This is a genomic window from Psychrobacter cibarius, from assembly GCA_030686115.1.
Taxonomy (GTDB): domain Bacteria; phylum Pseudomonadota; class Gammaproteobacteria; order Pseudomonadales; family Moraxellaceae; genus Psychrobacter; species Psychrobacter cibarius_C.
Genome location: CP131612.1, coordinates 588,366 through 599,936, shown reverse-complemented (window position 1 = coordinate 599,936; position 11,571 = coordinate 588,366). Strand labels below are relative to the sequence as shown.

Below are 11,571 nucleotides of genomic sequence, written 5' to 3'. Positions count from 1 at the left end.
AATGTTGACGCTATCAAAGTGGCATATTCGTAAGGGTTGCTAGACTATTAGCCGATAGTAGCTAACAATGGGCTAATAATTATACCAAAGCCGCTTGGATTAGAGCATCTCAAACGCACTGGTCAGTACTTAGTTACGCACCGCCCATGTTAAATAACCACAATGCTAACGCAATAATAATGATGGCAATAAACACCCAAATAAACCAACCACCGCTTGGTTTTTTCTCTGCCTGTCCTGCATTGGCTGGATTGCTGATAGTCTGATCCATCGCATTATTACCTTCTGTCCCAACATCACGAGATTGACCTAGATTGGCAGTGCCAGAAAATTGTGCGGTTGCCGCCTGCTTAGCTCGTAGAATGTCGGGATCTGCTTCTTCTTGTAGAGCAGTTTTAGTCGTTTTGTCATGCTCTGATTCAACTGCTGGCTTTTCATGTACAGCTGACTGCTCTACTAATGACGTATCATGAGCAGGTGCTGTCGGTGCCGCCTCTGTCGCTGTGACGGCTTCTGGCTGACTTACAGCAGGTTGTGCATCTATTACAGTTGCAGCGGGGACTGGTGCCGCTTCAGTTGTGTTAGACACGGTATTATCTATAGCCGTTAGGACTTCATCGATGCCCGTTTGTTTCACAATCGGCTCCTGAATCGGCTCCTGTAAGACTGGTTCAACTGTTTCATTAACACTGGTCTCAGCTACCGCTACTGAGTCTGCTACTCTATCCGAGGCTGTATCAACAGGTACTGTCTTCACATCAGCTGTCACAGGCAGAATATCTTCGACGCCCGTTTGCTTAACAATCGGCTCTTTTACTACTGATTCATGAATAACAGGTTCACTCACCGTCGAGTCTTCGACAGCCTGTGTTTCGGCAGTCGTTTCAGCAACCACTGTCTCAGTCTTAGCCACTGAATCCTGTACTGCTACGGGCGCTAATACATCAGTATCTGTGGCAGCAAGTGGCGCGTTTACCTGAAAGCTGAAACTGGCAAATCCAATGGTATCATTTACCTGTAAAAGGCTCGATGTATTACCTTCGATACGCTGCTCGTTGATAAATGTACCGTTCGATGAGTCTAAATCTTTGACATACAATCGACCATCTAAGATGCTTAACACCGCATGATTACGCGATACTTGCTTGCTACCAAGTACCACGTCATTGTCGCTGCCACGACCAACAGACAGGCTGTCATTGACCGTTAACGTTAGGTCACCAAGCGCTTCTGTTAAGGCATTAAGTTGCCAAGTCTCTGTGTCGACTGTCGCCTTCATACTATCTGTATTGTTCGTCATGCGGTAACTCCTTATTCTTTTATTAAATTTCAAATGGTTTTAGATAAATCATTGCCAATTTTTTAAGAGATTTTACGATTTTTTTAATATAAACCGTAATAAGTTATGCAATGACTATCTGAACTATTTAGGTATAAAGTGCGGCTTTATGACACCGTCGAGCTCACTGTACGGGATACTAAGTACTGGCATACCATAAGCATATGGGCCGATAGCATAATGCTGATAACGGATATCGATGCCTTTGTCCGTCAGTGTCACATTGTCACTTAAGGTAAATGGCCAGTTTTTCTCATAACTGCTGACATCGTCGTCAACCGTTTTGACCCACGTTTTATACGCATCATAAGCAAGCGCTTTAAAACGTGATTCCTTGCCTGATTGAAGCATATCCTCAAGCGTGATTTGTTTTTTGGTATTAAGGTCAAATATCAAGTATTCGCTATAAGGCATGCCATGAGCGCCACCAGTAAAGACATAAGTATTGATTTCAAACAGTTCAAAATCACTGACATGACCTAAATACTCAGGCGTTACCATTAGGCTATAAGCCCATGAACTGCCTTCTGGCATATCTACAAACTGTGAGCTGGCAAAGTCATCAATGGCGGCTTTCACCATTGTCTGATTGACTTTCGTTTTGATAGGCGCAGATTCAGTCGGTTTACTATTAACGACTAAATTATTAATACGCGCATTGGCAATATCATTGATCCAATCGTGGTTGGTCTTCAGATATTTGATGTCAATCTCTGGACAGTTATCGCGCTCAACACACTGTGCTTGCACTTTTTTAGGCAGCTCATATTCTAGATAATCCGTGCTACTAATGAGGCTACCTGCATTGGCAGGCATAGCGATGCTACCTAGCAGTAAACTGCCGGCAAGCAGTCTCAGCAGACGACTACGACTTGCTGTCATCAATAAATGCGGATTCATTATTGGCTGATTGATATCAATTTGATTCGCAGCGTTCATATATCCTCTTTTATAAACATAAGATGTTACTTGATATTCTACCGTAACAATGACGATGTATTGTAGGAACACTGTTTGTGTTTTTAGGGTTTTGCTGTCTCCTGCTAACGAATAGCTACCTACCCTCTCTCGTTTAATCCCTAAATCTAAGCTAATAAAAAAGACACGGCTGGCGTGTCTTAAAAGATAAACTAACTCGTGAAATGATGGATTTTAATGCTCACGAGTATTACTAAAAGTGACTTCTGGATAGCGATCTTGCATCAGCTGCAAGTTGACCCGTGATGGGGCAAGATACGTTAAATAACCACCGCCATCTAGCGACAGCTGGTCATGGGCTTTGCGTTTGAATTTCGCCAATGCCACTTCATCATCACAATGAATCCAGCGTACGGTGGCGATCGATACTGGCTCAAAGATACACTGTACTTTATACTCTTCTTTGAGACGATGCGCGACCACTTCAAACTGTAGTACACCAACCGCACCCAAGATTAAATCGTTGTTAATCTGCGGCATAAAGACCTGTGTCGCGCCCTCTTCGCTTAGCTGCTGCAGCCCTTTTTGCAAGGCTTTCGATTTGAGCGGATCTTTTAGAATGACACGGCGGAACAATTCAGGTGCGAAATGTGGAATACCCGTAAAGTTCAGCTCCTCGCCTTCGGTAAAACTGTCACCGATAGAGATAGTGCCATGATTATGCAAACCGATGATATCACCCGGATACGCTTCTTCTAACGCTTCGCGATCACCTGCCAAAAAGGTCAGTGCATCGGCAATGCGTACGTCTTTACCCAAACGTACATGCTTCAGCTTCATGCCTTTTTCATACTTGCCTGAACACACGCGTAAAAATGCAATGCGATCACGGTGGCGTGGGTCCATATTGGCCTGAATCTTAAAGACAAAACCGCTAAAATCTGTTTCTGTTGCTGCCACTTCACGCTCATTGGTCGGATGCGACTTGGGTGGCGGTGCATATTTGATCAAGGTATCAAGTACCATGTTTACGCCAAAGTTGCCCAATGCCGTACCGAATAATACTGGCGTCATCTCGCCCGCTAAGAACGCCTCAACGCTAAATTCTTCTAACGCCATTTGTACCAGCTCAAGTGACTCTTCGAAGGCATCAAACATCAATTGACCCAAACGCTCACGAATGTCCGGATAATCATAGCCCGCGCGAGTCTCAGAGACTGTCATCTTGCCGCCATTACCTTTTTCATAAAGGTAGGTTTTGTTTTCGGTCAGATGATAGACACCAACGAAATCTTGTCCCATACCGATAGGCCAAGTCACTGGAATACATTTAATTTTTAACACTGCCTCAATCTCACTAAGCAGCTCAAGCGGCTCACGAATTTGACGATCCAGCTTGTTAACAAATGAGATGATTGGCGTGTCGCGCATGCGGCAGACTTCCATCAGCTTGATGGTTCGCTCTTCAACCCCTTTAGCCCCATCGACCATCATCAGTGCGCTATCGACAGCGGTCAAGGTACGATAGGTATCTTCACTAAAATCGGCGTGACCTGGTGTATCCAATAGATTGACCACATGGTCTTGATAAGGAAACTGCATGACAGAAGTGGTGATCGAGATACCACGCTCTTGCTCCATACTCATCCAATCTGATGTCGCATGGCGATCTGTTTTGCGGCCTTTGACCTCACCTACTACCTGAATTGCCTGACCCCATAACAGTAACTTTTCAGTCATGGTGGTCTTACCTGCATCGGGATGCGAGATAATGGCGAAAGTACGGCGTTTAGCCACTTCTTTGTTTAATTTCTTTGGATCTACGCTCATAATTTTTGGCTTCAACCTTAACTTCAAAAAGGCTGTCTTTTAGACAGTAATCTAACTAAATAGAATAAATAATGAGCGTATTGTAGCGGATTTAGCGTCAAGGTGCAGAATTAGCGCATAAAAAAACACTCCCTAGATAGTCAAATAGAGAGTGTTAGTCATTTTTTTAACATGATGCGTTTTTAAGATTAATAGTAGCGTTTGATTTGTGCGGCCAAGAAATCTCCTGCGACTTCATTGACTATCGTACAATCCACCACACCGCGAATACTGTTGGTATTCGGATTCATCACACCTTTGGCAACATAATTTGCTTCATAAATAGCATTTTTATCATCCGTGCCATCGTTATATTCGACACCATTGTACTGATAAGCAGGCTGATTCCGGTATTCAAAGAACGTCACTTGTGCCGCTTTTTGCTTATTGCCTATGCCTACACCAAACTCAGAAGTTCTGTAGCCTCTATCATCGCTAAAGCGGTCTTCAGCTGCATCAATCCACTTATCAAGCGATGTATATCCCGTCTTGTTTTTGTCGTTAAAGGCTAAAAACGAGCGTTCGCTCTCGACTACTGGAATATAGCAAACAGAGCCTATCGGAAACTCTGCATTAGCTGGAATCTTAGGATAATTATTCAAGTCCGTGAGAATACCGCGACTGTTATTTATGTTTGTACCAGCGCTATAACTGTTTGCCTGCAAGCCTGATAAGTTAAGCGTCTTATAATTGGTTTCGTAGTCTAGCTTGTTATTACTGTCTTTTTCATAGATAGGGCGTTTGACAGTGCGGTTATCAACTTCAATGTTTTTGTTTTCCAGTCGCCCTTCAAAATTGTCTGATAATACCGTTCTGTCCAAAGTATTCAAACCTTGATTACTATAATTATTAACGATATTTTTTATCTTGATTTCACGCTCACCAGTACGGTAGGTCTCATCGATGCGTGCAATAGCGCTATCTTTCGCTTGCTTATCATAGCTATTGTCAAAGCTGGTCAGCGTAATCTTATTACTACCCGAACCATAAATACCATCATCCTCCCCGCCGCAGCCAGCAAGGGTAAATGTTAGCAAAGAAAGTGCAATAGGTAACACCATTGATTTATTCATCGAATAAGACCTTTATTGGTTAGATTTTTTATCATCTATTTTGATAACTTTATTTATTACAGCTATATTCCTATATTACATTAATACTTCTGTTACTTATAGCGATTAAGCTTTTCTTGCGATAGTTAAATGTAGCTAAAGATTCTACTAACAGTTCACTTACAAATCCACAGTATATACTTACGACTGACCTATATTGCTCATGCACTGGTTTGTTATGCTGAATCCCTATAAAAGTTTAATGCTTAAACATAAAAACTCACAACAAAGGATATGTTATGAAAACACTATATTCCACCAAAGCAACAGTTACTGGCGGTCGTACAGGCAATGCCAGTCTGCAAGACAGTGATTTGACGATTAATATGGTCGCACCCGGCTCTGATAAAGACGGTAATAATCCAGAGCAGTTATTTGCGATGGGCTATGCAGCTTGCTTTGATGGTGCACTTGCTGCGGTCAAAGGGGCAGAAAAAGCAAAGTTTGACTCTACCACTGAAGTATCCGTAGATTTAATGAAAGGTGAAGGCTTAGATTTTCAATTAGCCGTGAAAATTCATGTCACTGCTGAAAACACAGAGCTATCAGCGGATGAGTTCCAAAAGTTGGTCGAAAAAGCCAATAAAGTCTGCCCATATTCTAAAGCGACTCACGGTAATATCGATAGTGAAGTGACTTCAGAAGTGAGATAGATTTTTAACAATAACAATATCGGCTTTATCTATAAGAGAGCTCAGTGAATACTGGGTTCTTTTTTTATGAGCGTCTGTCAGCAGTAGAAATATCATAACTATCGAGAAGTTCGGCAAGGTCTGATTTTATCGTTATAATGGAAGCATCGTTTTATCTGATATTTACTCTATCTGATACCTAATAATAAGTGACCTTTATGACTGATCATATGACCGACTCCTCCGTAGACAATAACCACAACTCGCATCAAGCGCTTGACCCTAAAGCCTTACCAAATTTTGATACCATGCCCAACGTAGCGACTATGGACACCAGTCACGTGGACAAAAATCAGCCACCTTTTATTTTGGTTGATGGCTCTTATTATCTGTTTCGCACGTATCACGCCTTGCCAAAGACCATGCAAAACTCGCAAGGGCTGATAACGAATGCCATCCGTGGCACGCTCAATGCACTGTTAAAATTGATGCGTCGATATCATCCTACTCACATGGCGGTCTGTTTTGATACCAAGTCACCCACTTTTCGCCATCATATGTCTGCTGATTATAAGGCGGCGCGTCCGCCCATCGACATAGAGCTGGTGGAGCAAATTCCTTATATCCATCGCTTGGTAACCGCTTTGGGCATTCCACTGTTACGCATCGAAGGTGCAGAAGCGGATGACATTATCGGCACACTGGCGCACCGTGCGGTCGAGCAAGGTCATCATGTGGTTATCTCAACCGGCGATAAAGACATGATGCAACTGGTCAATGACTGTGTGATATTGGAAGACAGCTTTACCGGTAAGGTCACGGACACCGCAGCGGTTATTGATAAATTTGGCATCAACCCCAACCAAATGATTGATTTTTTAACCTTGATGGGTGATGCCTCTGACGGTATTAAAGGCGTGCCCGGCATCGGTAAAAAAACCGCTAAAGACTTACTCGTTGAGTACGGTGATATCGACAATATGTTAAAGCATATTGGCTTTATTAAAGGTCGCGGCGCTAAAGGCTTGATTGAGCATGCAGAGGAAATTCCATTCAATGCCAAACTGGCCACTATCGTCACAGATTTAGATATCGGTCAAGACTGGAATGATTTGAAAATCGATACCAATCCTTGTGCCCATATAGATGAATTGCGCGAGCTGTATAGCGAGCTTGAGTTTAGAAATGAGCTTGCTTCTCTTGACCACCCAAACCATCCAGCCAATGCTAATGGGAACGGCGTAAAAAGTGTTGCAAGTAGCCAAGCAGATGCTGAATCACAAGCACAAATCGCTAAGTCGCTACAATCAAGCAGTATTGAGAATGTCCAAAACGGCAAACAGCATGATAGAGCGTGGCACACCGTTTTAGATGAGCATGCGTTTGACAGTTTGATTGAATTATTAGAGTCTGCGCCGCACTTTGTCATTGATACCGAAACCACTAGCGTCCATTGGCGTCAAGCACAAATCGTCGGTTTGTCTTTTGCGGTACAAGCGCATGAAGCCTATTACATACCACTGACACATGCGCTAGAGGGTGACGAGCTGACGGCTAAACAGCTCGACCGCGATAGCGTTTTAACACGTCTAAAACCTATCTTAGAAAACCGAAATATTGGTAAAATCGGTCAGCATTTAAAATACGATGCGCATATCCTCAGCCATTATGATATCGATTTACTGGGTAGCATTCATGCTCGTCCCAATAATTGGGCGATGGATACCATGCTTGCCAGCTATGTAATTAATGCCGCCATCACTCGTCATGGCATGGATGATTTGGCACGTCACTATCTACAAACCCAAACCATCAGTTATGAAGATGTCGCTGGTAAAGGCGCTAAGCAAGTCACCTTTGACCAAGTCGCCATCGATATCGCTAGCGACTATGCTTGTGAAGATGCTGACATTACTTATCAGCTATTTGAGGTATTCAGCGTTGAGCTGGCGAACGATGCCAATAATGCCAAATTGCTACACGAGCTAGAAATCCCAACGGCGGAGATACTCTGCCAGATGGAAGCAAACGGCATTCTCATCAAACGTCCATTTTTAAATGAGCTATCAAAGCGCTTCGATGAAGAAATCGTCGCGCTAGAAAAACGTGCTTATGAAGTGGCAGGAGAAGAGTTTAACCTCGGCTCACCTAAGCAGCTCGGTGAGATACTATTTGAAAAGCTCGGCATTGCTGGCGGCAAAAAAACCAAATCAGGGCAATATTCTACTGGTGAGGCCGTACTGTCAAAAATCGATCATCCATTGGTCGATATCACCTTAGAGTATCGCGGTCTATCTAAGCTCAAAAGCACTTATACCGATGCGCTTGATAATGTCGCAGATAGCGAAACTGATCGCGTACACACCAGCTATCATCAGGCATTGACCAGTACTGGGCGTTTGTCTTCGACTGATCCTAACTTACAAAATATTCCGATTCGTACCGCGACTGGTCGCTTGATTCGTCAAGCCTTTATCGCACCAGAAGGTCGCGTTATTTTGGCGGCGGATTATTCACAAATTGAATTGCGTCTCATGGCGCATTTCTCAGGCGATAAAAACTTAACTGACGCCTTTAATGAAGGTTTAGATATTCACGCTGCGACTGCCGCTGAAGTACTTGGCAAAGAAGTTGCCGACGTAACCTCGACCGAGCGCCGTAATGCCAAAGCCATTAATTTTGGTCTGCTTTATGGTATGAGCGCCTTTGGACTTGCCAAGCAGCTACAAATGAGCCGCAATGAGGCACAAGATTATATCGATATGTATTTTGATCGCTATCCTGGTGTCAAAAACTATATGATCAATACTCGCGCCAGTGCTCATGAGCAAGGCTATGTCGAGACGATATTGGGTCGTAAGCTCTACACGCCTGATATCACTCACAGCAACCGCATGGTCAAACAAGGCGCTGAACGCGCGGCTATTAACGCACCGCTACAAGGCTCAGCGGCAGATCTAATTAAGCTGGCGATGATTGCCGTCGATAAAGTACTGCCAAAAGCGCAAGCCAAAATGCTGCTACAAGTCCATGATGAATTGGTGTTCGAAGTGGATAGTGACAAGGTAGATGAGATTAGCCAACTCATTACTCATGCTATGCAAGACGTCTTAACGACAACTGCTGTCGAAAAGGGCTGGAACGTCGACTTTGCTGTGCCGTTATTGGTTGAGACGGGTGCTGGCGAGAATTGGGATGAGGCGCATTAAGTGCTGATTTAGATTAGGTTTTGACATAAGATGGGTTAGCGATAAAATAACCCATCTTTTTTAATATCTAAACTTATACATTTAATGATTTTTTCGCTAGCACTTTTTATTATTCTCTATTGAATAAGTCATCAATTGGGTCAATTTCTGACTCTATAGAGCAGATAGTAGAGTTTATAGAGTTATTCAGATCTTCATTTCTTTCAGAAAAACTATGCCCACTTGCAAAATTACAACCTCTTTCAGAGTATTCCGTAGAGCGACGGCTATCTTTATAGTTATTGGAACTAATAATACTATCTATGTCTAAATAATCACTGATAAGCTCCAGCTCTTCTTCATCAAAACAAAACTGGAGTTCCAAGACATCTAAAAGCCCTTCAAGATATTCCTCAATATCGTATGTATTAATTTCATCTCTATGCTGAATAAGTCTAAATACTCCATCAGATTCTGCCCAATCAGTTATTTCTTCACATATGAAGCTTATAAATAACTCTCTATACAACGTTAATAAGTCATCATTCTTATTTAAAAAATAAATTAGCACTTCAATTTCTTTAAAGCTCTCAAAAGGAAAGTACGTGAAATCAATACTTTCAAGAGACTTAAGTAATGCAATGCTAATGTATTTGTCGCTAGGCTGAAATAGCTGCCTCTCTAATCCTAGCCGACATACTGTTATGAGAGGTAATCCAAAATTTTCAAATGTATTGTTAGATAAGGTGATAAATATTTTCTTAAGTAAGGTTTTTGAATTATGCCCAATCAACTCTAATAGTTCTACTAACTTAATTGAATACAAATCAGGCGTTAGCTCTGAATCTAGCTCAGTCTGAAACAACCTAATTAGTAGTGTGTCAAATTCTAGTAATGTGCTATTAGATTTAATTAATCTATCAACATTATTTAGTGCATTTGTTGTTCTCAAACAGCTTACCAACTTCGCTACATAATCAGCTCTATTAAGATATTCCGAGATTACAAAGTCAGCAATCGAAGGATTAAATAAGCTGTACGTCACCTGACCATCTCTATTTATATTCCTGTTTAAAACAGACCCTACTAACCCCCGCATGATATTACCAATGGTAGGATATTCAGAAGTTGGATCTAATCCTGATTCCTTCAGATTGATTAATAATGCAACTATCTGCTCTTCGCTAACGGGACTGCCATTTAAGACGATGGCGATTACTATATGCCTATCCAAATCACTTATCTGCGTCTGTATCATGCCACGCCAAATATCCTTTGGGTTATCAAGAGACTTTTGAATATAATCCCAATAAACCTCAGGACTTGCTTCCTTCTCAACTTTGACAGCATCAGTAATAAACTCAATCAACCGCGGATTGAAATTTTTGTGTGAAATAATGCTCCTATAGCGCTTATCAATATATATTTGCTGAATAAAGTCTTCTGATAAATCACTAAAATAGATGTGGTTATAAAGAATTTGTGCTCTATCAAACTCTGTCAGAGACTGAATTTTTATCTCATATTCATTCCTATCAAGGTTACCTTGTTCAAATTTTTCTGACAATCTTTTCCCTTGATTCAATATGTTCGAGCGAGTCGTTAGAATAAATCGTTTTGAGCTGTCCTTACTAACTCTTTTCATAAAGCTCACAATATGTGAGTCCTGCTTTGCATCTATTGCGAATAGGAAGTTACTTCCTAAAAAATCATCAAAATAAAAAATTTGTTGCCATTCAGGGTTATATATTTTTTCCGCTTCTATAATGGACTCATGCACTACAACTAACTGATAACCTTGAGCAGCATACTCAAAGCACATCTGTTCCGCTAAAGTGGTTTTGCCAATACCAGGTTCGCCGTTGATAATGATACTGCCAAGTTCTTCTAACTTTTCGAACGCTTTTTTATGATTCTCGGTTCGCACATACTTAGGTAGAAACTCTTGAATTTCTTCCAACTGAAAACTACTTCTTCCCAGTACATCGTTAGATAAAATTGACTGTAAAACGTTAGTACCTGCTAGCCATAGCTTGTAATGTTGGCGCTCTACATCAGGATGTTTGGCTAATAAACTGTTTATATCTTCATTACCAATGATGTCAGATTCATTTTTAATATAAGGGCTAAAAGCATCTGAAATGTCTTTTTTGTTTTGAGCGGATAGTGCTAATGAAGTGACAAAAATATATCTACTAGGATTCAATTTTATAACTTTTTTGGCTTCATGCTTTTGACATTCTGCTACTAATGCTTTGATACCTGATTTTAGCCAATGTTTGCATTGAATGATGACAACACCGTTTTCAACACTTCCTTCAAAAAAACGTCCATCGATTCCACCATCCCTACCTGATTTAAACCGTTCTATATGAGTGTTAAATTCTTTAGATAGCAAATCAACCGTTAGAACTTCAAACTCTTTATCGTTAAGAGTTTCAAAAGTGTAGTCAGTCATAGACCTAGCATCCATTACGGTTGTATAGAATATTAAATTTTGATGTTAATATATT

7 protein-coding genes are annotated in these 11,571 nt (G+C 41.4%); 2 read left to right on the top strand and 5 right to left on the bottom strand.

Annotation, left to right across the window (positions count from 1 at the left end; genetic code table 11):
* Window positions 1-133: 133 nt before the first annotated feature.
* From Q6344_02505 to Q6344_02490, 4 genes are all read right to left on the bottom strand, one after another.
* Window positions 134-1,300 carry an FHA domain-containing protein gene (locus Q6344_02505; GenBank protein WLG14243.1) on the bottom strand — a complete coding sequence of 389 codons (1,167 nt, stop codon included), beginning with the start codon at window positions 1,298-1,300 and terminating at the stop codon, window positions 134-136.
* 123 nt (window positions 1,301-1,423) lie between these two features.
* Complete coding sequence (locus Q6344_02500; protein ID WLG14242.1) at window positions 1,424-2,278, bottom strand: RsiV family protein; 855 nt, start codon at window positions 2,276-2,278, stop codon at window positions 1,424-1,426.
* A gap of 213 nt (window positions 2,279-2,491) precedes the next feature.
* The gene (locus tag Q6344_02495) at window positions 2,492-4,087 is read right to left on the bottom strand and encodes a peptide chain release factor 3 (protein ID WLG14241.1); all 1,596 of its coding nucleotides are present in this window, start codon (window positions 4,085-4,087) and stop codon (window positions 2,492-2,494) included.
* A 188-nt stretch (window positions 4,088-4,275) separates the two neighbouring features.
* Window positions 4,276-5,199 (bottom strand): hypothetical protein, encoded by a 924-nt coding sequence (locus tag Q6344_02490; GenBank protein WLG14240.1) that lies wholly within the window; start codon window positions 5,197-5,199, stop codon window positions 4,276-4,278.
* Window positions 5,200-5,477: 278 nt separating this feature from the next.
* On the opposite strand from Q6344_02490, the gene Q6344_02485 reads away from it, so the two are divergent.
* Both Q6344_02485 and polA read left to right on the top strand, forming a co-directional pair.
* Window positions 5,478-5,891, top strand: a complete 414-nt coding sequence (locus Q6344_02485) for an organic hydroperoxide resistance protein (GenBank protein WLG14239.1) — start codon at window positions 5,478-5,480, stop codon at window positions 5,889-5,891.
* A gap of 209 nt (window positions 5,892-6,100) precedes the next feature.
* A complete protein-coding gene (gene polA, locus Q6344_02480; GenBank protein ID WLG15121.1) occupies window positions 6,101-9,079 on the top strand; it encodes a DNA polymerase I in 2,979 nt (992 codons plus the stop codon).
* Window positions 9,080-9,188: 109 nt separating this feature from the next.
* Here polA and Q6344_02475 read toward each other — a convergent pair whose 3' ends face one another.
* Window positions 9,189-11,516, bottom strand: a complete 2,328-nt coding sequence (locus Q6344_02475) for a restriction endonuclease (GenBank protein WLG14238.1) — start codon at window positions 11,514-11,516, stop codon at window positions 9,189-9,191.
* Between the last annotated feature and the right edge of the window lie 55 nt (window positions 11,517-11,571).

What these genes read in the sequence shown, in the direction of transcription:
- polA (WLG15121.1), top strand. Translation starts at nt 6,101, where the DNA reads ATGACCGACTCCTCCGTAGACAATAACCACAACTCGCATCAAGCGCTT.
- Q6344_02500 (WLG14242.1), bottom strand. Translation starts at nt 2,278, where the DNA reads ATGAACGCTGCGAATCAAATTGATATCAATCAGCCAATAATGAATCCG.
- Q6344_02485 (WLG14239.1), top strand. Translation starts at nt 5,478, where the DNA reads ATGAAAACACTATATTCCACCAAAGCAACAGTTACTGGCGGTCGTACA.
- Q6344_02505 (WLG14243.1), bottom strand. Translation starts at nt 1,300, where the DNA reads ATGACGAACAATACAGATAGTATGAAGGCGACAGTCGACACAGAGACT.
- Q6344_02495 (WLG14241.1), bottom strand. Translation starts at nt 4,087, where the DNA reads ATGAGCGTAGATCCAAAGAAATTAAACAAAGAAGTGGCTAAACGCCGT.
- Q6344_02490 (WLG14240.1), bottom strand. Translation starts at nt 5,199, where the DNA reads ATGAATAAATCAATGGTGTTACCTATTGCACTTTCTTTGCTAACATTT.
- Q6344_02475 (WLG14238.1), bottom strand. Translation starts at nt 11,516, where the DNA reads ATGACTGACTACACTTTTGAAACTCTTAACGATAAAGAGTTTGAAGTT.